Raw genomic sequence first — 25,205 nt, 5'->3', positions numbered from 1 at the left:
TCTGCGCGTACGCTTGCATGCTCAGGCACAAGTACATCAGGGAGACATACGTGGTAGATCAAGTGCAAAGTGTGGTGATTGGGGCGGGTGTGGTGGGGCTGGCTGTGGGCCGTGCCTTGGCACAGTCCGGCCGGGAAGTCATTGTTTTGGAAGGCGCTGATGCGATTGGTACGGGCACCAGTTCACGCAATAGCGAGGTGATTCATGCCGGTATTTATTACCCCGCAGGCTCGCTCAAAGCGCGTTTGTGTGTGAAAGGCAAAGAGCAGCTGTACGCTTTTTGCGCAGGAAAAGGCGTGGATGTGCGCCGCTGTGGCAAGTTGATTGTGGCAACCAGTGCCGAGCAAGTGGCACAGCTGGAACACATTCAAAAAAAGGCCGTTGCCAATGGTGTGCATGACTTGCAGTTGCTAAGCCGTGAGCAGGCCAGGGCGCTTGAACCCGAGCTGGAATGCCATGCAGCCTTGCTCTCTCCCAGCACTGGCATTGTGGACAGCCACGGCCTGATGCTGGCTTTGCAGGGCGATATGGAAAATGCTGGGGGTGCGCTGGCGTTGCTGTCACCGGTAGCGTCTGCGCAGGTGCAGCCGGATGGAATATTGATTCGCACCGCAGATGGCACCGAGCTGCTGGCGCAGGAGGTAGTGAATGCCGCGGGCCTGTTTGCTCCCAGCGTAGCCAGCAAGATACAGGGTTTGGATGCGCGCCATGTGCCGCAGGCTTTTTACGCCAAGGGCAACTATTTCACGCTCAGCGGCCGTGCGCCGTTCAGGCATTTGATTTACCCCGTGCCCGAGGCGGCTGGCTTGGGCGTGCACCTGACGCTGGATTTGGGAGGACAGGCCAAATTTGGCCCCGACGTGCAGTGGGTAGACAGCCCAGATCAACTGGAGGTGGACCCACAGCGCTGTGAAGGCTTTTATGCAGAGGTCAACAAGTACTGGCCAGGTCTGAAGACCGGTAGTTTGGCCCCCGGCTATGCGGGGATGCGTCCCAAAATTTCAGGGCCGGGCGATGCCGCCGCAGACTTTGTGATTCAAGGTGCAGGCACCCATGGCGTGGCGGGGCTGGTGAATTTGTTTGGCATAGAGTCGCCCGGGCTGACCAGCTGCATGGCGATTGCCGATGAGGTTTTGCTGCAATTAGCCAAGAAATCTTGATCTTGTGCGGCCTATGCTGACTTGTGGGTGCCCATGCATTCGCTAAGATGGCATACAACATTGCTGCTATGGTCTTTGGCCGTGGCGGATGATTTTTCTTCTACTTAATGACCAAGAAAGGCTTTCATCATGGCGTTTTCTGACACTGTTTCTTCTGCCCAAGCTGATCTGGAAAAGCTGGTGACGGACGTGCGTGGCCTGCTGGCCAGCAAAGATCTGGACTCTATTCCCCAAATCAGCGTGCTGCGCCAAAAGCTCGATGACGGTGTGTACCGTGCCCGTGAAAGCACCCTTAATGCGGCGCACGAGGCAGCACGCCAGGCCAAGGAAGCGGCGTATGTGGCAGACCGCTACGCCCACGACGAGCCGTGGCGCGTGGCTGGTGCTGCACTGGCAGTAGGTGCATTGCTGGGCTTTTTGCTGGCACGCCGCTAAAACGCGCAAACACAACCCTTGGTGCATGGTTGCGTAGCCTGTAGTACTGCTTGCTACATGTGGCTTCGCGCTTTGTATCCATTGCAAATCAAAGATTTGCTGTGCCGGGTTGTGTGAGTGGCCCTCAGCCGCTCAAGCTTGTTTACACCTTCTGCCTACAGCCCTGCAAAGGAAATCTGCCGTGAATTGGATGTCGATTCTTGGATTGGAAAACTTGTCTGCTCGCATGCGAGCCAATCTCAATGAAGGAGCCATAGCGGCAGAAGACCGCATTGCGCTAGCGCGTCTGGAATGGTCTGCGCAGAAACAGCGCCTGCAAACCATTTTGGTGCTGGGCATTGTGATGGGCGGTCTGACGATTGTGGCCCTGGTGCTGCTGTCACTGGCCGTGTTGGTGCACTTTTGGGATTCGCCGCAGCGCTCTGTGGTGGCTTGGGTGATTGCAGGCGTTTGGATGTTTGCATGGCTGGGCACGCTGGTGGTGCTGTTGTCGGCGCTGCGCAAGTCCAGCCATCCTTTTGCGCTAACGCGTGCAGAGTTGGCGCAGGACTGGGCTTTGATGAAGGAGAAGCTGTGAGCAATTTGGCAACTACTTCCGCAACTGCGGTGCCAACGCATGCCGAAGCACCGCTGGTCATCTCTGCGGTGGCGGCTTTGGAGCAAGATGTGCGCTGGCAGCAAGCCAGTGAGGCCGAGCGTGTGGTGCTCAAGCGCATTGCCATGCAGCGTGACCGCTGGGTGGCCGCCAAGCATGCGCAGCAGCAAGCCAAGGCGCTGCGCGCGCAGGCAGACACGGTGCCCGCAGATGCTCCGCTGATGGAAAGATTGGTGGTGTTTGCCAAGCTGCACCCGATAGCAACAGCTGCGGTGGCCGGGCTGGCTGTGATGGTTGGCCCGCGCAAGTTGATGCGCTATGGTGGCTTGGCGCTGCCGTTGATCAGCAAACTCAAGCGCTGAGTGCGGCGTTTGCGCTGATTCAAAACAAAAGCCCGGCATGCCGGGCTTTTTTTGATAGCTGCTAGCGCATGATTTTTAAGGATTTCAGATGGTAATGATGCTGAAATCCTTGTTTTAATTACGCTAGCAGCTCCTTTTTTTTGCAAAAGATTAGCGCATAGCCTTGATGGCTTGGGCTGCATCTCTTACTAAGCCCGGGCCGGCATAGATCAAGCCGCTGTAGATCTGCACCACATCGGCACCCGCGCAGATTTTGGCGGCGGCATCTTCGCCGCTCATGATGCCGCCCACACCAATGATGGGGTAGCCAGCGCCCAGTGCAGCGCGCAGTTGGGCAATCACGCGGTTGCTGGCTTCAAACGCGGGCGCGCCGCTAAGGCCGCCGGTTTCTTCGGCGTGCTCCAGCCCCTGGACGGCTTCGCGGCTGAGGGTGGTGTTGGTGGCAATCACACCATCCATGCCGTGGCGCTGCAAGGTGGCGGCGATGACGTTGACTTGTGCCTCGTCCAGATCCGGGGCAATTTTTACAAAAATGGGCACACGGCGGCCCTGGGCGGTGGCCAGCTCTTCGCGCTTGGCGGCAATCGCGCCCAGCAGCGCATCCAGCGCTTCGTCACTTTGCAGGGCGCGCAGGTTCTTGGTGTTGGGTGAGCTGATATTCACCGTCACGTAGTCCGCGTGGGGGTACACGCCTTCCAGGCAGATCAGATAGTCGTCGGTAGCTTGTTCAATCGGCGTGGCGGCGTTCTTGCCAATGTTCAGGCCCAGCAGCATGGGCTTGCCCTGTGCACGCACTTTGGATTGTTTGACGTTGGCAATGAAAGCATCCAGCCCGTCGTTGTTAAAGCCCAGGCGGTTGATCAAGCCCTTGGCCGCAGGCAGGCGGAACATGCGTGGCTTGGGGTTGCCCGGCTGGCCTTTGGGCGTGACGGTGCCCACTTCCACAAAGCCAAAGCCCATGGCCGCCAATGCGTCGATGCAGCGCGCGTTTTTGTCCAGGCCCGCGGCCATGCCCACTCGGTTGGGAAACTTCAGGCCCGCCAAGGTGATGGGGTCTTCCACCAGCGGTGCAGCCCATGCGCATTCCAGCAAGGTGCCCTGGCCTTTGGCCAGCGTGTTCATGGTGAAGTCGTGGGCCTTCTCGGGGTCCATACCAAATAAGAAGGGGCGTACAAGGGCGTAAGGAATAAGCGACATAGGGAATAATTCGGAGGATTAACCGGATTTTCCCCCATGACGACACCTACTGCACCTCTCACGCAAGATGAACTGAAAACTTTGGTCGGCCAAGCCGCGCTGCACTACGTGGTACCCGGCGAAATTGTGGGCGTGGGCACCGGCTCCACCGTCAACAAGTTCATCGATGCCTTGGCCTCTATGAAGGACCAGATCAAGGGTGCGGTTTCCAGCTCGGTAGCGAGTACCGAGCGTTTGAAGGCGCTGGGCATCACCGTGTTCGATGCCAACGACGTGCAAAGCCTGTCGGTCTACATCGACGGTGCCGACGAAATCGATGGCCAGGGCTATATGGTCAAGGGCGGGGGCGCTGCGCTCACGCGCGAAAAAATTGTGGCAGCGTTGGCCAAGCAGTTTGTCTGCATTGCTGACGAATCCAAGCTGGTTGCGGCTTTGGGCAATTTTCCGCTGCCCGTGGAAGTGATCCCTATGGCTGCGGGCCAAATCGCCCGCAAGTTTGAAGCCATGGGCGGTACTGCCACGCTGCGCATGAAAGATGGCCAGCCCCTGGTGACCGATAACGGTCAGCACATTCTGGACGTGCGCGGCCTGCAGATCACCGAGCCACTCGCGTTTGAGAGTCAAGTCAACCAGTGGCCCGGCGTGGTCACCGTGGGTGTGTTCGCGCACCAAAAAGCCCATGTATGCTTGCTGGGTTGCGCCGATGGCGTGCGCACCATCACTTACTAACTTTTGAGCTGATTTATACCTATGCTCAACGCGCTTTGGTTGGGCTTTTTTCTCGTGGCTGCTGTCGCTGCGCTGGCCCAATGGCTGGTTGGCGGGCAGCCACAAGTGTTTGCACAGATGGTGCAGGCACTGTTTGGCATGGCCAAGTTGTCGGTCGAGGTCATGGTGTTGCTGTTCGGTACGCTCACCTTGTGGCTGGGTTTTTTGCGCATTGCCGAAGAGGCGGGCGTGGTGCAGTGGCTGGCCCAAGTGCTGGGACCGTTGTTTGCCAAGCTGATGCCTGAAGTGCCGCGCGGGCACCCGGCGCTGGGGCTCATTACGCTGAACTTTGCCGCCAACGGCCTGGGGCTGGACAACGCCGCCACGCCCATGGGCCTCAAAGCCATGAAGGAGCTGCAAACGCTCAACCCCCAGCCCGACACGGCGACCAACGCCCAAATCTTGTTTTTGGTGCTGAATGCCTCGTCGCTCACGCTGCTGCCGGTCACCATCTTTATGTACCGCATGCAGCAGGGAGCGCCCGACCCAACGCTGGTGTTTCTGCCGATTTTGCTGGCCACCTCGGCCTCGACCTTGGTGGGGCTGCTGGCGGTGACACTGGTGCAGCGCTTGCCGATTTTCAGCCCCGTGGTGCTGGCCTATTTGCTGCCAGTCGGACTAGGCTTGGCGGCCTTTATGGCATTGCTGACCACACTCAGCGCCGCAGCATTGGCTTCGCTGTCGGCGTTGCTGGGTAATTTCACCCTGTTTGCATTGATTGTGCTGTTTGTAACCCTGGGCGCTTATAAAAAAGTGCCGGTGTACGACAGCTTTGTGGCCGGGGCCAAAGAGGGTTTTGACGTGGCCAAGGGCTTGCTGCCGTATTTGGTGGCCATGCTCTGCGCCGTCGGGGTATTCCGTGCCTCGGGTGCTTTGGACTATGTGCTGGATGCCGTGCGCTGGTGCGTGCAGTGGTTGGGCATGGACGGCCGCTTTGTGGATGCGCTGCCCACGGCCTTGGTCAAGCCCTTCTCGGGCAGCGCCGCGCGCGCCATGTTGATTGAGACCATGCAAACCCAGGGGGTGGACAGCTTTGCCGCTTTGGCGGCCGCCACCATCCAAGGCAGCACCGAAACCACCTTTTACGTGCTGGCCGTGTATTTTGGCGCGGTAGGCATTCAAAAAGCGCGGCACGCGGTGCCCTGCGCTTTGGTGGCAGAACTGGCAGGTGTAGTGGCTGCCATTGGAGTGACGTACTGGTTTTTTGGCTAGGTAGAGCACCGCACCCTGCGGGTGTCACTCAGTTGTCACGCAATATTCACACAATGTTGCAAGTAGAACTGGGCTTTCACCATGACATGGCTTGCGACGCATTTCGGTGCACGAACTCAAAGAATTTCACCCCGTCAAGGGGCCGCGAGCGGTGCCAAGCGCTGGCAGCCTACGCATGGGATGCTGGTTGCTGTCATCGTCCTGGTGTTGAGTTTGCTGTGGTGGCTGACGGCCAAGCATTTGCGCGCCCAGCAGGAGCAAGTAGAAAACGCCACCCGCTTGCAGCAGGCGGGCGTTGGGGCCATCGTGTCAGAGAATTTGCGGCAAATCCTGGAAAAAGCCCAGCTCATGAGTGTGCTGGCTTTGCAAGGGGTACAAGGCACGGGGCCCTGGCAGCACCAACTGGCACAAATGCTGGATCGCGACCGTGTCTTTCTGCGCTATACCCTGCTGGATCAGCAGCTCCAGCCTTTGGCGGGCGATGTTCAAAATTTAGGTCGGTGGGACGACGCACTCGCACAACAACAAGGTGCGTGTGCGGGTGGCAGAGGGGCTTTGGTCTTGCCAGGGGCCCATCAGTCGAGCTCCCAGGAGATGACATGGCAGGTGCCCTTGCTGCTGTGCGTCACGGATGCCCAAGGCGTGTCGCAAGGCTATTTGATGCTGCACATGGACTTGGGCTATTTTTTGAGCCTGTACCAAGATGTGGATTGGGGTGCAAGCGGCAGCTTGCATTTGCTGGCACCCGATGGCCGTGTGATTGCAGCGATGGTCGGCGGTGGATTGGTGGCGCAGCCCAGCAGCGCAGCGGTCGATGCGTTTCGCAAAGTGCCTGAAGGCGCAGGGGTGCGCAACTTTGAGTGGCCCCAAGGGGTGGCGCGGCTGGCCAATTTTCACCGTACAGCGCACATGCCCATAACCGTGGTGGTCAGCCGTGAATGGCGCGAGATCCTTGCCGCTCATGACGACTATGCCCACCGTGCCTGGTGGTTGTTATCGGTGGTCTCGGTGATGACCATGGGGGCTACTTTGTTTTTGCTGCGAACCTTGCAGCGGCGCCAGCAGTGGTTTGATGCGCTAGAAAAAGCGGACCAAGACAAACAAGAGCTGATTGCCCAGCTGGAGAGTGAAAAGCAGCGTGCATTGGCCTTGGCGGCCAGTGACCACCTGACAGGGCTGCACAACCGGCGCATGTTCTATGAGTTGGTTTCAAGCCATCTGGCTTTGGCCAGGCGCAGCAGCAAATACTACGCATTGCTGTACCTGGATTTGGATCGATTCAAGAGCGTGAACGATACATTGGGGCACCATGTGGGGGATGCCTTGTTGCAAGCAGTGGCCCTGCGCTTGCAGGCCATGCTCAGAAGCTCTGACATTATTGCTCGCATGGGGGGCGATGAATTCGCCGTGCTGGTCACGGCCATGGAAGGCCCGCAGGATATGGATGTGCTGGCTCAGAAACTGGTGGAGGCGCTGTCCGCACCTTATGAAGGCATCGCGCCAACGGCACTGCATACCTCGCCCAGCATCGGTATTGCTTTTTTCCCGCGCGATGGACATGACGTGGAGATGTTGTGCCGCCATGCGGATACCGCCATGTATGCCTCCAAAAAAGCCGGGCGCAACCGGTTTACGTACTACGAACGCATCACCCCCGTAGACAGTGAGCGCGGTTACCGCTTGGCACGGCAACTGCCCGATGCGATTGGCCAAGAGCAGTTGGTGCTGCACTTTCAGCCCAAGGTGCGGCTGGAGGATCGAACTATTGTAGGTTTTGAGGCGCTGGTGCGCTGGCAGCATCCAGAGTTAGGGCTGATATATCCGGGGGACTTTATTGCGCTGGCAGAAGAGCATGGTCACATTGAAGCCCTGGGTGAGTGGGTGATGCTGGCTTGCTGCAGGCAGATTGCGGCGTGGCGCATGCAGGGGCTGGATGTACGCCCCATTGCGTTCAATGTCTCGCCATTGCAGCTGCGTGACTGCGCATTTCCACTGCGTCTGGCAACTTGCTTGCAGCACTATGGGGTGCGCGGCAGTGACGTCGAGGTGGAAATTACCGAGAGCTGCCTGGTGGAGCCGGTGGGGGTGGCCACGCGCGTGCTGAGTCAGCTGCAGCAAATGGGTGTTCGGATTGGGCTGGATGATTTTGGCACGGGGTTCTCCAGCCTGAGCCAGATTCGCTCACTGCCCATCGACACCATCAAGCTTGATAAATCCTTTGTCAATGAATTGCGCAGCAGCAAAGAGGCGGGGGTGTTGGTGACGTCGATCATCACCTTGGCTCATAACCTCAAAATGCAGGTGGTGGCAGAGGGCGTGGAGTTGATGGATCAACTGGTGTATCTGAAAACCGCAGGCTGTGACGTTGCACAAGGGTATTTTTTAAGTCGCCCGGTGACGGCGCAAAACGCAGAAGCGTTGCTGCGACAGAGCATTCTGGAGATTGCATGAGCAACATGGCCAGAGGATTCGGGGCGGTGTGCGTGCTGTGCTGCAGTGGGTGGCTGGCTGCCGCAACCGCAGCATGCTTGAATCCCAAGGTGCTGCAGATGGCGGTGATACCCAAGAACGTGCGCAATGCCCAGGTGTCATCGCAGTCGGCATTGCTGCAAAGCATTCAGGAAGAAAGTGGCAAAGCGGTCGAGTTGCTGCCCGCCACTTCTTATGCGGCGGTGATTGAAAACCTGCTGGCCGGCAAAGCACATATTGCGGAGCTGGGGCCAGCCAGCTACGCCTTGTTGAGCAAGCGCGCACCGCACTTTGTGCCGTTCGCCACCCTGTCGCGCAGTCGGCAGCTGGGCCAATACCATTCGCTGCTGGTGGTACGTGGGGATGCTCTCTATCAAAGCCTGCTGCAGCTGCGTGGCAAGTCACTGGCGCTGACGGATCCCTCCAGCACTTCGGGGGCCGTGGTGCCAGGGTGGATGGTGCAAAAGGCGACGGGCTACGCGTTGACCCATTACTTCTCGCGCGTGCTGTTCATGGGATCCCATGACCGGGCACTGAATGCGGTGCGCAAAGGATGGGTGGAGGCAGCGTTTGTCGCCAGCGATGAAATGCCCGAAGACGTTAAAAGTTGGCGTGTGTTGTGGCGCTCTCCTGCCTTGGTGGGCAGCCCTTTTGTGATGGATGACCGCCTGTGCCCTGCCATTCAGGCGCAGGTGCGCAAGGCTTTCTTGGAGCGGCAAGAACGGCTGCAGGCATGGCTGCAGATGCAGCACTATCAGTATGTCGTGCCAGTTACGGCAGAGGATTACGCAGGTGTTCAAGCCCTCATTGCGCCGCCTGCAGACGGGCAGCCCTCACCCTAACAACTAGGGCGTTGCCACCAGACGGAGCAACTGGCCATTGCTGCGATCGGTCAGCACATACAGCCAGCCATCGGGGCCTTGGCGTACATCGCGCACGCGCTGACCCAGATCGGGGAGCAGGTGCTCGACTTTGCTGATCTTGTTGCCTTCAAAGCGTATACGCTCCAGCCGCTGGGCTTTGAGCGCGCCCACCACCATGTCTCCTTTCCAGCCGGGATAGCGGTCGGAGGTAATGAACGCCATGCCCGACACCGCGATCGAGGGCGTCCAGTGGTGCACAGGCTGCTCCATCCCTGCTTGGTGTGTCTTACCGTCGCCAATCTTGCCGCCGCCATAGTTTTCGCCATAGGTAATGACGGGCCAGCCGTAGTTTTTGCCGGCTTCTGGGCGATTGATTTCATCCCCCCCTTGGGGGCCGTGCTCGTTCATCCAATAGCTGCCATCCGGTGCCAGGGCTGCCCCCTGCGGGTTGCGGTGGCCATAGCTCCAGATTTCGGGCAGGGCATTGCTGCGCCCCACAAAGGGGTTGTCTTTGGGTACGCTGCCGTCTTTGTGGATGCGCACAATCTTGCCCAAGTGGTTTTGCAGATTTTGCGCCTCTTCCTTGAAGTGGTAGCGCTCGCCCAGTGTGAGCAGCAGCGTGCCATCGCGGCGCTCCACAATGCGGCAGCCAAAATGCAGCTGGCTGGCTTTCTTGGGGCGCTGGCTGAAAATGATTTGCAGGTTTTCCAGCCTTGTTTGATCCGCCGAAAGCTGGGCTTTGGCCAGTGCCGTGCTGTTGGTGCCGTTGTTGGTGGGGGCGGGCTCGCTGTAGCAAAAGTACACGGTGCGGCTGTGGGCAAAGTCGCTGTCCAGCACCACATCCAGCAAGCCGCCTTGGCCGCCTGCCGCAATCGCTGGCAAGCCCTGCAGCGCAGCGCCCAAGGTGCCATCGGCAGCTATGACGCGCATGCGCCCCGGGCGCTCGGCAACCAAAAACTTGCCCTCGGGTAAAAACGCCACAGCCCATGGGTTTTGCAACCCTTGTGCTACGACTTGCGGCTGTATGTGGAGTGCGTGGGCGCTGGCCAGTGTGCAGCACAGGGCCGCTGCGCAGGTGCGCGGCGCAAGACGGCGGCAGAGGGCGGTGGAAAGCATACATGTCTCCTAGAGATTGGACTTGCGGCAGCGCAAGCACGAAAGCAGAAGGCACAAAAACTTGGCAACGATGGCGCAGGGGCCACTGCGGCAGGTGTATAAATCCTGCTGAGTCATTCTATGCCGCTCATAAGAAGCGGCTTTTTTTGTTCTTTTTCGAGAAAGGCCCCCTATGGGAGCGCAATGGAAAGCCAAGGGCAAGGCCCTGGTTGCGGACGCCAAAGGCAAGCTGTTTGGCAAATTGGTCAAGGAAATCACCGTAGCAGCCCGTTTGGGCGGGGGCGATCCCGGCAGCAATGCGCGCCTGCGCATGGCGATTGAAGCGGCCCGCAAGGCTTCCATGTCCAAAGAAACGCTGGACCGGGCGGTCAAAAAAGGTGCGGGCGTGGGCGCGGATGCGGTCAATTACGCCAGCGTGATTTTTGAAGGCTATGCGCCTCACCGCGTGCCCGTGATGGTGGAGTGCCTGACCGACAACCCCAACCGCACTGCGCCCAATATGCGCGTGTGCTTTCGCAAAGGCCAGATGACTGCGGTGGCGTGGGACTTTGACCATGTGGGCATGATCGAAGGCGAGGCCGAGAGCGGCGCTGACGTCGAGTTGGCCGCCATTGAAGCGGGCGCGCAAGACTTTGAATCCGGTGACGAAGATGGTGTGACGCTGTTCATTACCGACACCAGCGACCTGGACGCTGTGAGCAAGGCGCTGCCTGCGCAAGGCATCAAGGTGCTGTCGGTCAAGCTGGGCTACAAGGCCAAGAACCCCGTGAGCATGGGCAGTCTGTCGGCCGAGCAGCAAGAGGAAGTGCAAGCTTTCTTGGCGGGTCTGGAGAACGACGACGACGTGCAACACGTGTTCGTGGGCCTAGTGGACTGATTGCGTAGCACAGCGTTCAAAGTCGCATCACGCGGCCTGCATGCGAAAAGGACTGCACCCGGCAGTCCTTTTTTTAGTTTGAATTTTTGTCTGATTGAAAATGTATAGCTGCTAGCGCTTGTGTTTCAAGGGTTTTGTATAGATTTGGCAATGAGCGCATTGCCAGCTTTGCGCTACCAGCTACCAATTTTTACTTGATGGCCAATGCGGATGGATGGGGTCGGCCCGCGCTGGCATGCGTTAAACCGCGCGTGGCAGGGTCTTATGGGCACAAAAAAAGGCTTCCCGCAGGAAGCCTTTACTTGGGATGAAGGCGTGGGAAACGCCTGCATCTGTGTTTACTTGGTACCGAAAATACGGTCGCCCGCATCACCCAGGCCTGGCAGGATGTAACCGTGGCTGTCGAGCTCACGGTCAATGGCGGCAGTAAAAATTTCCACGTCAGGGTGGGCGGCTTGCATGGTCTTGATGCCCTCGGGCGCAGCCAGCAGGCACATGAACTTGATGGACTTGGGCGCGCTCTTGTCTTTGAGTTGCTGCACAGCAGCCGCTGCAGAGTTGCCGGTGGCCAGCATGGGGTCCACCACAATCACATCGCGCTCGCCCATGTTCTCGGGCATCTTGTAGTAGTACTCCACGGGTTGCAGTGTCTCGGGGTCGCGGTACAGGCCGATGTGACCAATGCGCGCACCGGGCACCACGTTGAGCATGCCATCCAGGAAACCATTGCCTGCACGCAGGATGGACACCAGCGCCAGCTTTTTGCCGTCAATGACCTTGCCCACCATTTTTTCCATGGGGGTTTCGATTTCCAGGTCTTGCAAGGGGAAGTCGCGCGTAATTTCGTAGGCCATCAGGGTCGACAGCTCGCCGAGCATGCGGCGGAAGCTGTTGGTGCTGGCTTCCTTGCGGCGCATCAAAGTCAGTTTGTGCTGAATCAGGGGGTGGTCGATGAGATGGACGGTGCTCATGGTCAGTGTCGGTATTTAGAAAGGTTGTGGCTGGCACGCAGCGCCCAAGAATGTTGCTGCCTGTTCTGTCTCAAGCACGTGGTGTGCCACTGCACATTGCGATGACCTGCATTGTGCTTATTTCTCATTACCTCTGTGGAAAGTCCTGGTCTTGTCTGTGCGCGCAAGGGTGTTTTTTTGACCTTGCGCACATTTGCCCGGGATGGGGCGCTGCAAACATTACATCTGGCCAAACGCCCGTTGAGGCACAAGGGCAGGGAAGTCGCCCGCGCGTTGTTGCTTGGAGGCCTGCACAGATTCCATCACGTGGCGGTTGCTCCAGATGCCAGCTTGTAGCCAGCCCATCTGGCGCAAGCTGTCTTGCACGCTGTGGTCGCGCGCAAAGTCCAAGGCCTGCTTGCTGCCCCAGATGGCAATCGGGGGCTTGGATGCAATTTCTTGGGCCGTCTGCATGGCGGCGGCCAGCATGTCTTCTTGGGTGGCATAGAGGCCGTTGACAAAACCGTGCTCCAAGGCCGCCTGTGCCGGCCAGCGGCGGCCCGTGTAGGCAAGCTCTTTGACCAAACCCATGGGTAGCAGCTTGGGCAGGCGCTGCAAGCTGCCAAGGTCAGCCACCATGCCGATATTGATTTCCTGTACGCAGAAAAAAGCTTCTTGCGTGGCGTAGCGGATGCAGGCGCAGCACACCATGTCCAGTGCACCGCCAATGCAGCCACCTTGGATGGCCGCGATCACAGGAATACGCAGTTGCTCGATGCGGGTAAAAACCTGCTGCATGTCCCACAAGAACTCTGACAGGGCGGCACGGCCCTCGGGAGATTTGTCTTGCGGGGCAAATTCTGGGTTGGCAAATGTTTCTAGCGCCATGCCCGCGCTGAAGTGCTTGCCTGTGCTGCTGATGACCAGCGCCCGCACATCGCCGTGGGCCTGAATGTGCGTGAGCGCAGCGTCTAAGTCGCGCCAAAAGCCCGGGTGCATGGTGTTCAGGCGCTGAGGCTGGCTCAATTGGAGGTGGGCGATGTGGTCTTGCACGTGCAGTTGCATGACCGACAGCGAAGGGTGTGCGGTAGGTGTAGATGTGGGCATATGGCCTTGCACTCTAAAGAGCGCACCAGCCAAGTTGAAGTCGCACATTCCCTGAGGAATGTGCGATCAGCGCGCAGACTTAACGTTTTTTACTACCCGTCAAGCTGCCCAGCACACCGCGCAGCAGCTCTCGTCCAATCTGGTTGCTCATATTGCGGGCCGTGGATTTGACGAGGCTTTGCACCAGCCCATCTTTTTTGCCCCCACGTGGGCCAGTGCTGCCAAACAGAAAATCGTTGAGGCCGCCCATCAATCCGCCAGCTTCGGCTTGGGCTGCAGCAGGGGCGCCGGCAAGGCCGCCTGTAGCGGTGGGCGCTGTGGCTGCACGGGTTTGCAGCACCTCATAGGCGGACTCCCGATCCTCGGCCTTTTCGTACACGCCTGCCACGATGGAGTTGGCCATCAGGGCTCGGCGCTGGATATCAGTGATAGGGCCAATCTGGCTGCCGGGCGGTACGACATACACGCGCTGGGTAATGCCGGGGCGGCCTTTTTCATCCAGCAGGCTCACCAATGCCTCCCCCACGGCCAGCTCGGTGATCGCCGCTTCAATGTCGACATCGGGGTTGGGGCGCATGGTTTGCGCCGTGGCTTTGACGGCTTTTTGGTCTTTGGGTGTGAAAGCGCGCAACGCGTGCTGGACACGGTTGCCTAGCTGGGCCAGCACGGTGTCGGGAATATCCATGGGGTTTTGCGTGACAAAGTACACGCCCACCCCCTTGGAGCGCACCAGCCGCACCACCAGCTCAATCCGCTCAATCAATACCTTGGGCGCATCGTTGAACAAGAGGTGTGCTTCGTCAAAAAAGAACGCCAGCTTGGGCTTTTCGGGGTCGCCAATTTCGGGCAGTTGCTCAAACAGCTCAGACAGCATCCACAGCAAGAAGGTGGAGTACAGGCGCGGCGACTGCATCAGCTTGTCTGCGGCCAAAATGTTGACTATGCCGTGGCCTTGCGCGTCGGTTTGCATCAGGTCTTCGATATTGAGCATCGGCTCGCCGAAGAAGGATTCGCCGCCTTGCGACTCAATTTGCAGCAAGCCACGCTGGATGGCGCCCACGCTGGCCGCGGAGATGTTGCCGTATTCGGTGGTGAATTGTTTGGCGTTGTCGCCTACATGCTGCAGCATGGCACGCAAGTCTTTGAGATCAAGTAGCAGCATGCCGTTGTCGTCGGCAATCTTGAAAACGATGTTGAGCACGCCCATTTGCGTGTCGTTCAAACCCAACATGCGACCAATCAGCAAAGGCCCCATGTCGGAGATGGTGGCACGCACCGGGTGGCCTTGCTCACCAAATACGTCCCACAGCGTGCTGGGGCATGCATGGGGCTCTGGCAGAGCAATGCCACGCTCTTGCAGGGACGCAGCCAATTTGCCCCCGATAGAGCCGGTTTGGCTGATGCCGGTCAGGTCTCCCTTGATGTCAGCCAAAAAGACAGGTACACCCGCCACAGAGAAGCTTTCTGCAATTTTCTGGAGTGTGACGGTCTTGCCAGTGCCGGTGGCACCCGTGATCAAACCATGGCGGTTGGCCATGCCGGGCAAGATGGAACAAACGGTATCGCCGCGCTGTGCGATGGGTAATGCTGGGGCCATGTTCGGGTTTCCTCTGTCAAGGGGCGCTGTCAAACGTAGAATCCGTGCCTAGTAGATTAAATCAAGACCAAAGGATTTCCTGTGGCAGGACATAGCAAGTGGGCCAACATCCAGCACCGCAAAGGTCGCCAGGATGAAAAGCGCGGCCGTATCTGGACCCGAATCATTCGTGAAATCATGGTGGCTGCCCGCCAAGGTGGTGGTGACCTGAACGCCAACCCTCGTTTGCGTCTGGCGGTAGATAAGGCCAAGGCTGCCAATATGCCTGCCGACAATATCAAACGCAATATCGACAAAGCCACGGGCAACCTCGAAGGCGTGACCTACGAGGAAATTCGCTACGAAGGCTATGGCATTGGTGGTGCGGCCATCATTGTGGACACCATGACCGACAACAAAGTGCGTACTGTCGCGGAAGTGCGCCATGCATTCAGCAAGCATGGTGGCAACATGGGCACCGAGGGCTCAGTGGCCTTCCAGTTCAAGCACTGCGGTCAAATTATTTTTGCGCCCGGTGCCTCAGAAGACCAAGTGATGGAAGTCGCTTTGGAAGCAGGCGCCGAAGATGTAATCACCGATGAAGAGGGCGCTATCGAGGTGCTGACGGCGCCCGCCGACTTTGAAGCGGTCAAGAATGCGCTGGAAGCCGCAGGCCTGAAGCCCGAAGTGGCGGAGGTGACCATGCGTGCTGAAAATACGATTGAGCTGCAAGGCGATGACGCTGAGCGCATGCAAAAGCTGTTGGACGTTCTGGAAGATCTAGATGACGTTCAAGACGTTTACCACAACGCGGACTTATGAAAATTCTTGTGATTGGCGGCGGTGGCCGTGAGCACGCTTTGGCGTGGAAGTTGGCCCAGTCGCCCAAGGCGACCAAGGTATTTGTGGCACCCGGCAACGGTGGTACTGCTTTGGCCGGAGGCAAGTTGCAGAACTTGCCGATTACCGATGTGGTGCAACTGCGCGAATGGGCGCAGGCAGAGGGCGTGGCGCTGGCGGTAGTCGGCCCTGAAGCACCTTTGGCCGCGGGTGTGGTGGATGAGTTCCGCGCGCATGGCCTGAAAGTGTTCGGCCCCACCAAGGCCGCAGCGCAGCTGGAGTCTTCCAAGGCCTTTTCGAAGGCATTCATGCGCCGTCACGGCATTCCTACGGCCGACTACGACACGTTCACCGACCCAGCTGCAGCCCACGCCTTTGTGGATCGCCTGGGCGCACCCATCGTGATCAAGGCTGACGGTCTGGCTGCAGGCAAGGGCGTGGTGGTTGCCATGACGCTGCAAGAAGCCCACGACGCCGTGGACTTCATGCTGGTGGACAACAAATACGGCGTGCAACACAACGAAGGGGGTGCGCGCGTGGTGATTGAAGAGTTCCTCGCGGGCGAGGAGGCTTCGTTCATCGTGCTGTGCGATGGCAAGAACGTGGTGGCGATGGCCACCAGCCAAGACCACAAACGCCTGAAAGACAACGATGAAGGCCCCAACACGGGTGGTATGGGCGCGTACTCACCTGCGCCGGTGGTCACGGCCGATGTGCATGCCCGCGCCATGCGCGAGATCATCTTGCCTACCATCCGCGGCATGGAAAAAGACGGCGTGCCTTTCACCGGCTTCCTGTATGCCGGCTTGATGATTGACGGCAACGGCCACCCCAAGACGCTGGAGTTCAACACCCGCATGGGTGACCCCGAAACCCAGCCCATCATGATGCGCCTCAAGAGCGATTTGGTGGATGTCATGCTGGCAGCGGTCGATGGCAAGCTCGACAACGTGGAGCTGGAGTGGGATCGCCGCACCGCTTTGGGCGTGGTGATGGCCGCCGCAGGCTACCCCGAAGCTCCGCGCAAGGGTGACACCATCACCGGCTTACCTGCAGAAGCTGATGATGCCGTGGTATTCCATGCCGGTACCCAACTCAATGAAGCAGGAGTGCCGGTGACGACGGGGGGCCGCGTGCTGTGCGTGACTGTGCTGGCCGACAGCGTGCGCCAAGCGCAAACCCGTGTGTACGACGTGACGCGTGGCATTCACTTTGATGGCATGCAGTACCGCCGCGACATTGGTTTCAGGGCCATCAAAGGCTAAGGAGCTTCACGTGCAAGAACAAAAAGCCACGGTGGATAACGTCCGAACCTATTTGCTAGGTTTGCAAGCCAGCATCACGCAGGCGCTGGAGACCGTCGAAAAAGCGGCGGGCGCAGGGGCTGCACAGTTTTTGGCAGATCCGTGGGCGAAGGGCGCTGATGAGCGCTTGCAAGGCGACGGCATCACCAAAATCATGGAAAACGGCTTGGTGTTTGAACGCGCTGGCTGTGGTTTTTCGCACGTGAAGGGGGCGCAGTTGCCGCCTTCGGCCACGCAGCACCGGCCTGAATTGGCGGGTGCGCCGTTTGAAGCCATGGGGGTTTCGCTGGTGTTCCATCCGCGCAATCCCTATGTGCCCACGGTGCACATGAATGTGCGCATGATCGCTGCAGGTCACGAAGGCCAGACTCCAACCTGCTGGTTTGGTGGCGGTATGGATTTGACGCCGGTGTATGGCTTTGAGGAAGATGCCGTGCATTTTCACCAAACCTGCAAGGACGCACTGCAGCCTTTTGGTGCGCAGCTGTACCCCCGCTTCAAGACCTGGTGTGACGAATATTTTTATTTGAAGCACCGGGACGAGCAGCGCGGTATTGGCGGCATTTTCTATGACGACTTCAGCGAGCTGGGGCAAGACCAAGGCTTTGCCATGATGCGCTCGGTCGGTGATGCCTTCCTCAAGGCTTATCTGCCTATCGTCGAAAAGCGCAAGACCACACATTACGGTCCGGCGCAAGTGGATTTCCAGCGCTACCGCCGTGGCCGTTATGTAGAGTTCAACCTGGTCTGGGACCGCGGTACGCACTTTGGACTGCAGTCGGGTGGCCGCACGGAGTCCATCTTGCTGTCCATGCCCCTGCATGCAGACTGGAGTTACCAGCGCCAAGACCCGCAAGGAACCCCGGAAGCGCAGCTGCTGAGCCAATACTTGGTACGCCGCGACTGGCTTTGAGCCGTGAAAAGCGCTATCGGATCAGGAAAACTATAATTTCCATAGCTGCCGGTCTCAGATTGCCTGTGCCCGGCATTATTTTTTATAAACACAATAAAGCCCTGTCAGCGTGGGGCAGCATACCGAAGGGCATTGAAGCCTCGGCCAGCGCCACGCTATATTGACCGGAACTTACTCAACCAAACATCGCCTGATGAGCACTTCCACAAAATCGGATTCCGCAGCCAAGAAAGACGTGACCAAACTTCAGCGTGCCATCGTCGATGGCCTGGAAGACGTCAAGGCACAAGATATTCAGGTTTTCAATACCGAACACCTGTCGCCGCTGTTCGAGCGCGTGATCGTGGCATCGGGCGCGTCCAACCGCCAGACCAAGGCCTTGGCCTCCAGCGTGCGTGATGCGGTCAAGAAGGCTGGCTTTGCCGTTCCACGCCACGAAGGTGAAGAAAACGGTGAGTGGATCATTGTGGACTGCGGCCAGTGCGTGGTGCACATCATGCAACCCACTATTCGCCAGTACTACCGCCTGGAAGAAATCTGGGGTGACAAGCCAGTGCGCTTGAAGCTCGGCGGTGCCAAGCCTGCCAAGATCTTCGCTTCGGAAGATGCATCAGCAGCGGCGGCCAAGCCCTCCAAGAAGCCTGCAGCCAAGAAATCTGTGGCGGCAGTCGATGGCAAAACCGTGGTGAAGAAGGCCGCTGCCAAAAAGTCTGCAGCTGCCAAAACAGCTGCAGACAAACCTGCGGCTAAAAAGCCTGCAGCCAAGAAGCCTGCAGCCAAGAAGACCACAGCGCTGAAGACCGTGGTGGTCAAGCCTACGGCACCCCGTGGTGGTGCGAAGAAGGCTGCTGCCAAGAAGGCATGAAGCTGCTGATAGTGGCCGTGGGCCAGCATGTGCCTGATTGGGCACAGACGGCTTACGACGATTACGCCAAGCGGTTTCCACCCGAACTCAAGGTCGAGCTCAAGGCAGTCAAGACCGAGCCGCGTGGCTCCAAAACGGTGGAAACCTTGTACGCAGCGGAGCGCAAGCGCATTGAGGCAGCCATTCCACGTGGCACGCGCATTGTGGTGCTGGATGAGCGCGGCACCAATTTGACGACCAAGGCGTTGGCAGCACGGCTGCAAAACTGGCAGCTCGAAGGCGACGATGTGGCTTTGATCATTGGTGGCCCCGATGGTTTGGATCCCGCCTTCAAGCAACTGGCGCATGAAAAGATTCGTTTGTCTGACATGACGCTGCCACATGCCATGGTGCGTGTGCTGTTGATTGAGCAGCTCTACCGCGCATGGTCGGTCAATGCTGGCCATCCGTACCACCGCGAGTGAGATAGTTGCATACCCAGAACCCAGCCCTGTAAGTGTCTTTGCAGGGCTTTGTTTTTTGGCGCCAGCTGTGGGTGACATTGCCGATTTGCAGGCTGCGTGGTACTATTTTTTTGGTAGCTTTCAGCGCTTGTCTGACAAGCGCTAATGCCTTTTTTTATTGAGATTGCATGTCTGACTTTATTTATCTTGCTTCCCAAAGCCCGCGCCGCAGCCAACTGCTGCAGCAACTGGGTGTGCGCCATGAACTGCTATTGCCCAACGCGCCGGGTGATGTGCCCGAAGATGCGGAAGCGATCGAAGCAGTGCTGCCCAGCGAAGCGCCCCGCGATTACGTGCAACGGGTCACAGCTTTGAAGCTTGATGCTGCGGTCGCACGCTGGGCACGGCGTGGTTTGCCGCCTGCACCGGTGCTGACCTCAGACACCACGGTGGCGCTGGGCACAGAAATTTTGGGCAAACCGGAAGATGCTGCGCAGGCGCAAACCATGCTGCGCAAGCTGTCAGGCCAAACGCACGAGGTACTGACGGCCGTAGCGCTGCAACATGGTGTGCAGCGTTTGCAGGCACTGTCCGTGTCCAAAGTGCGCTTTATGGCCATGAGTGATGCACAGATAGCTGCGTATGTGGCCTCTGGCGAGCCCTTTGGCAAAGCCGGTGCTTACGGCGTGCAGGGCTTGGCGGCAGCCATGATTGAGCACATCGAAGGCAGCTACTCGGGCATCATGGGTTTGCCCGTGTTTGAAACTGCACAATTGCTGCGTCAAATCGGCTGGAAGCTCTAAAGCGTGCTTAGATTGATGAGCCAGCCCTGCCACGGGTGATCCTTACAGAAAAACAGACAACATGCAGCAAGATATTTTGATCAATTGGTCGCCCCAAGAGACCCGGGTGGCGGTGGTGGAGCAGGGGGCGGTCCAAGAGCTGCACATTGAGCGCACGCTCGAACGCGGTTTGGTCGGCAACATTTACCTGGGCAAGGTTTCGCGCGTGCTGCCGGGCATGCAGTCGGCATTCATTGACATTGGCCTGGAGCGCGCCGCCTTCTTGCACGTGGCCGATGTGTGGCAGCGCCATGAAAGCGGCGATGCGCCCATGATTGCGCGCAAGAATGAGCCACCCAAGCCCATTGAGCACCAGGTGTTTGAGGGGCAATCGATTGTGGTGCAGGTCATCAAGGACCCGATTGGCACCAAGGGCGCACGCTTGTCCACGCAGATCAGTATTGCAGGGCGGTTGCTGGTGCACCTGCCGCAAGACGAGCACATTGGCGTGTCGCAAAAAATCACTGCTGAAGAGCGCGATGCCTTGCGTGGCCGTTTGCAGCAACTGGTAGGCCTGAAAGAAAACGGCGGCGGTGGCGGCTTTATTTTGCGCACCAATGGCGAGGATGCCACCGACGAGGAGCTGGCCGAAGACATCGCTTACCTGCGCAAAACCTGGGCGCGCGTGAAAAACGCAGCGGTGACGCTGCCGCCCATGTCGGTGCTGCACCAAGATTTGAATTTGCTGCAGCGGGTGCTGCGCGACATGGTGGGCGAAGATACGCAAGGTATCCGCATTGACTCCAAAGAGCAGTTTGGCTTGCTGATGGCCTTTGGCAAAGAGTTCATGCCCAGCGCAGCGCCCAAGCTGCAGCTGTACAAAGGCGAGCGGCCGATTTTCGACCTGTATTCCATCGACGAGGAAATCGCCAAGGCGCTGGGACGCCGTGTGGATTTGAAGTCGGGCGGCTACCTCATCATCGACCAGACCGAGGCTTTGACTACGGTGGATGTGAACACCGGCGGCTATGTCGGTGCGCGCAATTTTGATGACACCATCTTCAAAACCAACCTGGAGGCTGCGCAAGCAATTGCGCGCCAGATGCGGCTGCGCAATTTGGGCGGCATCATCATTGCCGACTTCATTGACATGGCGCACGATGAGCACCGCGAGCAGGTTTTGGAAGAGTTGAATAAACAACTCAAGCGCGACCGCGTCAAAACCATGGCGGGCACCTTCTCGCAACTGGGGTTGGTGGAGATGACGCGCAAGCGCACGCGCGAGTCGCTGGCGCACATGCTGTGCGAGGCCTGCCCCGTGTGCCAGGGCAAGGGCAGCGTGAAAACGGTGCGCAGCGTGGCCTACGAGATCCTGCGCGAAATTCTGCGAGAGGCGCGCCAGTTCAATCCCAAGGAATTCCGTGTGGTGGCCAACCCCGATGTGATTGATTTGCTGCTCGATGAAGAAAGCCAGCATCTGGCCGGGCTGAGCGACTTTATCCAAAAGCCGATTTCACTGCAATCCGAAGGCGCGCTGGCGCAGGAGCAGTACGACATTGTGCTGCTGTGAGTTGGCTGCGCCGACAGCATCGCCCGGCTGGGGTGGATAGGAACGGATAAGTAACGGATTGGATTGGGGCATGAGCAACACCCTGCATTACATTTTTGATCCTTTGTGCGGCTGGTGCTATGGCGCTGGCGCGGTGGTGGCCAAGCTCGCGGACTTGCCCGGCCTGCAACTCAAGCTGTGGCCCTGCGGCATGTTTTCGGGTGCTGGCGCGCGCGCCATGGATGATGCGTTTGCGGCTTACGCTTGGGCGAATGACCAGCGTATTGCACAGTTGACGGGACAGCCTTTTTCGGAGCTTTATCGCCGCCAGGTGCTGGGTGATCGCCAGCAGCGCTTTGACAGCGGCCCTCTCAGCCTGGCGCTGGCTGCCGTTGCGCTGACGGCGCCGGCGCACGAGGTCACGGCGCTCAAGTCTTTGCAGCATGCACGCTATGTGAATGGGGAGGATGTGACCTCGACCGCGCATGTGGCGCAGTGCTTGCAAGGGCTGGGTTTGGCGCAGGCCGCACAGTGCTTGCGTGACGGCGGTGCTGCGCTGCAGGCCGCACACACGGCCCGCACGCAGCAAGCGCAACACTGGCTGCAGCAATTGGGCGTGCGGGGCGTGCCGGCCTTCATGCTGGAGCACGACGATGGCCGAGGTCAGTTGTTGCCATCAGCGCTGTTGTTTTCGGATCCTGATGCGTGGATGGCGCAACTGCAAGCCGCTTAAGGCTTGAGCTTGTTAGCAGCATTCCTTCACGAAAAGGTGCGCTGTTAAGTAGCGCCATAGCACGCCATCAAATCATAAAAAAGAGCTACCAGCGCTGATTGAATAACTGCTTCAGCACGGAAAGTATTTGAAAACAAGAAAGGGAGCGCGCAAGCAGCTCCCTTTTTTAATGGCGCCTATAAACCGTTACGCGTGGGGGGCGGGCTTTGAAGGAGCATCGCGTGGGGTGCGCTGCCCGATGGCCAGCATGGCTGCCACATTGCGTGCTGCGCTGCGCACGTTGAACGCGGCTTCCGCCATGGCGTCTTCGATGTTGCAGGTGCGGCTGAGCACGCTGAAGATGGCATCAATGCCGTGGTCATGCACCACATGGGCGTTGGTGCCCAGGCTACCCGCAATACCGATCACCGGTTTGCCGTGCTTGCTTGCAACGGTGGCTACGCCAAACGGGGTTTTGCCGAAGATGGTTTGCTGGTCAATGCGGCCTTCGCCGGTGATGACCAAATCTGCATCTTGCACGGCGGCTTCCAGACCCACGGCCTTGGCAATGATTTCACAGCCGGGGCGCAGCTGGCCTTTGAGAAAAGCCAGCATTGCCGCACCCATGCCACCTGCGGCACCGGCGCCGGCAATGTGCTCCACCTCTATGCCCACATCCCGCTCAATGAGCTGGGCAAAGTGCTGGAGGTTGGCATCCAGCGTTTGCACCATCGCCGGGGTGGCCCCTTTTTGCGGGCCAAAGATGGCCGAGGCACCGCGCTCGCCGGTCAGCGGGTTGTCCACGTCGCATGCGACTTCGATGGTGCATGCGGCCAGGCGTGCATCCAGGCCGCTGGCATCGATACGTGCCAGTTGCGCCAGCGGGGCGCCGCCACGGCCAATGGGCTGGCCTTGGGCATCCAGCAGCTTGACGCCCAAAGCCTGCAGCATGCCGGCTCCGCCGTCGTTGGTGGCGCTGCCGCCAATGCCCACAATCAGGTGGCATGCACCGGCATCCAGCGCAGCGGCGATGAGCTCGCCCGTGCCGTAGCTGGTGGTGACGAGTGGGTTGCGCTGGTCTGCGGGCACCAAGGCCAGGCCGCTGGCTGCGGCCATTTCAATCATGGCGGTGTGGCCGTCGCCGGTCAGTGCGTAAAAGCTGGGAATGCGCTCGCCCAGCGGGGCGGTGACTTCGACTTCTACGCGGCGACCGTGCGTGGCCTCAATCATGGCTTGCACCGTGCCTTCGCCGCCATCGGCCATGGGCACTTTGACGTACTGCGCATCGGGAAAGACTTCTTTGAAGCCCAGTTCAATCTGCGTGGCAACTTCCAGCGCAGACAGGCTTTCTTTGTAGGAGTCGGGGGCGATCACAATTTTCATGATGGACGCTTTGGGCTAGCCGGGCGAACCGCGGGCATTACAGGAAGAAGAAGCTTGCACCCCAGATGCAGGCGAAAGTCACCACGCCCATGACGATGGTGGAGGTGGTGAACACGCGCAGCGATTGCTCCATTTCAATGTTGGAGAACTTCGTCACCACCCAGAAATAGGAGTCGTTGGCGTGCGACGCGACCAAGGAGCCTGCCCCAATGGCCAGCACGGCAAAGATGCGACCAGCCTCAGAATCCAGACCGAATGTGGCCAGGCTTGGCACGATGATTGCGGCGGTGGTGATGGAGGCGACGGTAGAGGAGCCTTGTGCAGTTTTCAGCAACGCGGCAATGATGAAGGGCACCAACAGGCCGACAGAGGCGGAACCCAGCGCTTGGCCCAGCGCACCGCCCACGCCCGTTTCCTTGATGATGGCGCCAAACATGCCGCCAGCGCCCGTGATTATCAAAATGGGACCCGCCTTGGAGATGGCTTCTTCCAGCACGGCGCTGAAATCACCCTTTTGACCGCCGTTGCATGCCAGCAGCCAGATGCCGCACAGCATGCCAACCAGCAGGGCAATCACGGGGTTGCCCAGAAAGTGAAATACGGTGGCCACGCCGTCCTTCAAGCCAAAGGTGGTCAGCAAGGTGGAGATGGAGATCAGCACCAACGGCAGCACCACGGGCAGCAGCGAAAAACCAAACGAGGGCAACTGGGCCGTTGATGGCTGCGCAGACGCTTCCAGGGTGGCGGGCGCGTAGTCCATGCCCTTGCACATTTTGCTGGACCAGAAATAAGCGGCGATCAGACCGGGTACTGCAAACACGATGCTGGCTACCACCAGCAGGCCGAGATTGGCATTCATGGTGGTCGCAGCTGCCAAAGCGCCTGGGTGGGTAGGAACCAGGCAGTGCACGGCAAACAGCGAGGTGCCCAAAATAGATGCCAGCAGGGGCATGGGCAGCTGGGAGGTAGCGCTGATGGTGCGCACAATGCCGCTCAGAATGATGTAGCCGGTGTCGCAAAAAATGGTCAAACCGGGGATGAAGCCGGTCCAGGCTACGGCGGCCTTGGTGTTTTTCTTGCCCGCCATGTTCATGATGTGCGTAGCCAGGCTCAGCGCACCGCCGCTGCGTTCCATGCACACGGCAATCGCTGCGCCAAAGATGATGATGAAGGAGATGCCGCCCAGCGTGTTGCCAAAGCCGGTCTTCATGGCGTCAATCACTTTGCCAAACGGCAGCCCTGTGCCAAACACTGCCAGCGCCATGGTCACGGCAAACAGTGCACCAAAGACGTTGAATTTGACCTTGGCGGTCAAATAAATGATGGCCACGATACTGAGAACCACCAAGATGGAGGAGATAGCAATACTGCTCATGGGTTGATACCTGATAGAGAGAAATCGTGCGCAGAGGTGGGCGTGCGTCTTGGTAGCAGCAGAGGGATGCCCGCAGCGCGGGCGTTAGGCCGCAGGGGCGCAAAGGGGCATCCTGATCGGCCATGCTGCGCGTTTGCTCATGCGTGCCAACGGGGCGCGATTATAGGAGCGCGCCCGCAGCCAGCTTGGTTGCAAGGGCTATGTCAACGCCTTGTGCAGCGTGGGCAAGCAAGGGGAATTGGATTCATTTTTATAGCTGCTAGCGCGCTTCAATCAATCATTTCCAATACAAAGCTATCTGAAAACAATAAAGGGAGCGCGTAAGCTGCTCCCTTTATTGATTGGTGTGTGG

Annotated in this window: 24 protein-coding genes; 17 read left to right on the top strand and 7 right to left on the bottom strand. The window is 58.9% G+C overall.

Annotated elements, in window-relative coordinates:
- Positions 1–50: 50 nt before the first annotated feature.
- The 4 genes from B3R00_RS05375 to B3R00_RS05360 all read left to right on the top strand — a co-directional run bounded on the left by B3R00_RS05375 (position 51) and on the right by B3R00_RS05360 (position 2,552).
- Positions 51–1,160 carry an NAD(P)/FAD-dependent oxidoreductase gene (locus B3R00_RS05375; protein WP_286997885.1) on the top strand — a complete coding sequence of 370 codons (1,110 nt, stop codon included), beginning with the start codon at positions 51–53 and terminating at the stop codon, positions 1,158–1,160.
- Between the two features lie 129 nt (positions 1,161–1,289).
- Positions 1,290–1,595 (top strand): glycine zipper domain-containing protein, encoded by a 306-nt coding sequence (locus B3R00_RS05370; RefSeq protein WP_174864041.1) that lies wholly within the window; start codon positions 1,290–1,292, stop codon positions 1,593–1,595.
- 181 nt (positions 1,596–1,776) lie between these two features.
- A complete protein-coding gene (locus B3R00_RS05365) occupies positions 1,777–2,172 on the top strand; it encodes a phage holin family protein (protein WP_219161995.1) in 396 nt (131 codons plus the stop codon).
- Positions 2,169–2,552, top strand: coding sequence for a hypothetical protein (locus tag B3R00_RS05360; RefSeq protein ID WP_286997881.1), 384 nt, complete (start codon positions 2,169–2,171; stop codon positions 2,550–2,552). Before B3R00_RS05365 ends, B3R00_RS05360 begins: the two co-directional genes overlap by 4 nt.
- 150 nt (positions 2,553–2,702) lie before the next feature.
- Here the strand turns inward: B3R00_RS05360 and B3R00_RS05355 are convergent, their stop codons facing one another.
- Positions 2,703–3,749 carry a quinone-dependent dihydroorotate dehydrogenase gene (locus B3R00_RS05355; RefSeq protein WP_286997879.1) on the bottom strand — a complete coding sequence of 349 codons (1,047 nt, stop codon included), beginning with the start codon at positions 3,747–3,749 and terminating at the stop codon, positions 2,703–2,705.
- Positions 3,750–3,785: 36 nt separating this feature from the next.
- Between B3R00_RS05355 and rpiA the strand changes: the two genes are divergently transcribed.
- The 4 genes from rpiA (at position 3,786) to phnD (ending at position 9,040) form a co-directional block, all read left to right on the top strand.
- On the top strand, positions 3,786–4,478 hold the full coding sequence (rpiA, locus tag B3R00_RS05350; protein ID WP_286997877.1) for a ribose-5-phosphate isomerase RpiA: 693 nt from the start codon (positions 3,786–3,788) through the stop codon (positions 4,476–4,478).
- 21 nt (positions 4,479–4,499) lie between these two features.
- Positions 4,500–5,729: a nucleoside recognition domain-containing protein gene (locus tag B3R00_RS05345; protein ID WP_286997875.1), complete on the top strand. Its 1,230-nt coding sequence runs from the start codon at positions 4,500–4,502 to the stop codon at positions 5,727–5,729.
- 180 nt (positions 5,730–5,909) lie between these two features.
- Positions 5,910–8,180 (top strand): putative bifunctional diguanylate cyclase/phosphodiesterase, encoded by a 2,271-nt coding sequence (locus B3R00_RS05340; RefSeq protein ID WP_286997874.1) that lies wholly within the window; start codon positions 5,910–5,912, stop codon positions 8,178–8,180.
- The gene (phnD, locus tag B3R00_RS05335; RefSeq protein WP_286997873.1) at positions 8,177–9,040 is read left to right on the top strand and encodes a phosphate/phosphite/phosphonate ABC transporter substrate-binding protein; all 864 of its coding nucleotides are present in this window, start codon (positions 8,177–8,179) and stop codon (positions 9,038–9,040) included. Before B3R00_RS05340 ends, phnD begins: the two co-directional genes overlap by 4 nt.
- A gap of 3 nt (positions 9,041–9,043) precedes the next feature.
- Here phnD and B3R00_RS05330 read toward each other — a convergent pair whose 3' ends face one another.
- Positions 9,044–10,177, bottom strand: coding sequence for a PQQ-dependent sugar dehydrogenase (locus tag B3R00_RS05330; protein WP_286997872.1), 1,134 nt, complete (start codon positions 10,175–10,177; stop codon positions 9,044–9,046).
- A 172-nt stretch (positions 10,178–10,349) separates the two neighbouring features.
- Between B3R00_RS05330 and B3R00_RS05325 the strand changes: the two genes are divergently transcribed.
- Positions 10,350–11,054: a YebC/PmpR family DNA-binding transcriptional regulator gene (locus tag B3R00_RS05325; protein WP_286997871.1), complete on the top strand. Its 705-nt coding sequence runs from the start codon at positions 10,350–10,352 to the stop codon at positions 11,052–11,054.
- A 338-nt stretch (positions 11,055–11,392) separates the two neighbouring features.
- Here the strand turns inward: B3R00_RS05325 and upp are convergent, their stop codons facing one another.
- The 3 genes from upp to B3R00_RS05310 all read right to left on the bottom strand — a co-directional run bounded on the left by upp (position 11,393) and on the right by B3R00_RS05310 (position 14,708).
- Complete coding sequence (upp, locus tag B3R00_RS05320; RefSeq protein WP_219161987.1) at positions 11,393–12,025, bottom strand: uracil phosphoribosyltransferase; 633 nt, start codon at positions 12,023–12,025, stop codon at positions 11,393–11,395.
- Between the two features lie 219 nt (positions 12,026–12,244).
- Positions 12,245–13,111, bottom strand: a complete 867-nt coding sequence (locus B3R00_RS05315; RefSeq protein WP_286997870.1) for an enoyl-CoA hydratase-related protein — start codon at positions 13,109–13,111, stop codon at positions 12,245–12,247.
- 79 nt (positions 13,112–13,190) lie between these two features.
- Positions 13,191–14,708, bottom strand: a complete 1,518-nt coding sequence (locus tag B3R00_RS05310) for a helicase HerA-like C-terminal domain-containing protein (RefSeq protein WP_286997869.1) — start codon at positions 14,706–14,708, stop codon at positions 13,191–13,193.
- An 81-nt stretch (positions 14,709–14,789) separates the two neighbouring features.
- Here B3R00_RS05310 and B3R00_RS05305 point away from each other — a divergent pair, with 81 nt between their 5' ends.
- From B3R00_RS05305 to B3R00_RS05270, 8 genes are all read left to right on the top strand, one after another.
- Positions 14,790–15,509, top strand: coding sequence for a YebC/PmpR family DNA-binding transcriptional regulator (locus B3R00_RS05305; protein ID WP_286997868.1), 720 nt, complete (start codon positions 14,790–14,792; stop codon positions 15,507–15,509).
- The gene (gene purD, locus B3R00_RS05300) at positions 15,506–16,792 is read left to right on the top strand and encodes a phosphoribosylamine--glycine ligase (protein WP_286997867.1); all 1,287 of its coding nucleotides are present in this window, start codon (positions 15,506–15,508) and stop codon (positions 16,790–16,792) included. Before B3R00_RS05305 ends, purD begins: the two co-directional genes overlap by 4 nt.
- Complete coding sequence (gene hemF / locus B3R00_RS05295; protein WP_376747679.1) at positions 16,743–17,744, top strand: oxygen-dependent coproporphyrinogen oxidase; 1,002 nt, start codon at positions 16,743–16,745, stop codon at positions 17,742–17,744. The genes purD and hemF overlap by 50 nt, the downstream gene beginning before the upstream one ends.
- A gap of 193 nt (positions 17,745–17,937) precedes the next feature.
- Positions 17,938–18,609 carry a ribosome silencing factor gene (gene rsfS / locus B3R00_RS05290; protein ID WP_286997865.1) on the top strand — a complete coding sequence of 224 codons (672 nt, stop codon included), beginning with the start codon at positions 17,938–17,940 and terminating at the stop codon, positions 18,607–18,609.
- A complete protein-coding gene (gene rlmH, locus B3R00_RS05285; RefSeq protein ID WP_219161980.1) occupies positions 18,606–19,073 on the top strand; it encodes a 23S rRNA (pseudouridine(1915)-N(3))-methyltransferase RlmH in 468 nt (155 codons plus the stop codon). The genes rsfS and rlmH overlap by 4 nt, the downstream gene beginning before the upstream one ends.
- Before the next feature lie 167 nt (positions 19,074–19,240).
- Positions 19,241–19,855 (top strand): Maf family protein, encoded by a 615-nt coding sequence (locus B3R00_RS05280; RefSeq protein ID WP_286997864.1) that lies wholly within the window; start codon positions 19,241–19,243, stop codon positions 19,853–19,855.
- A 61-nt stretch (positions 19,856–19,916) separates the two neighbouring features.
- On the top strand, positions 19,917–21,404 hold the full coding sequence (rng, locus tag B3R00_RS05275) for a ribonuclease G (RefSeq protein WP_286997863.1): 1,488 nt from the start codon (positions 19,917–19,919) through the stop codon (positions 21,402–21,404).
- Positions 21,405–21,474: 70 nt separating this feature from the next.
- Positions 21,475–22,116, top strand: a complete 642-nt coding sequence (locus tag B3R00_RS05270; protein WP_286997862.1) for a DsbA family protein — start codon at positions 21,475–21,477, stop codon at positions 22,114–22,116.
- A 186-nt stretch (positions 22,117–22,302) separates the two neighbouring features.
- Here B3R00_RS05270 and B3R00_RS05265 read toward each other — a convergent pair whose 3' ends face one another.
- Positions 22,303–23,478 carry a glycerate kinase gene (locus tag B3R00_RS05265; protein WP_286997861.1) on the bottom strand — a complete coding sequence of 392 codons (1,176 nt, stop codon included), beginning with the start codon at positions 23,476–23,478 and terminating at the stop codon, positions 22,303–22,305.
- Between the two features lie 37 nt (positions 23,479–23,515).
- Positions 23,516–24,853 (bottom strand): GntP family permease, encoded by a 1,338-nt coding sequence (locus B3R00_RS05260; RefSeq protein ID WP_286997860.1) that lies wholly within the window; start codon positions 24,851–24,853, stop codon positions 23,516–23,518.
- Between the last annotated feature and the right edge of the window lie 352 nt (positions 24,854–25,205).

The organism is Comamonas sp. UBA7840 (genome assembly GCF_002501455.1).
In the GTDB taxonomy this organism is placed as follows: Bacteria; Pseudomonadota; Gammaproteobacteria; order Burkholderiales; family Burkholderiaceae_C; genus Comamonas; species Comamonas jiangduensis.
The sequence above is the reverse complement of the archived record's forward strand: the minus strand, read 5'-3'. Positions and strand labels throughout refer to the sequence as shown.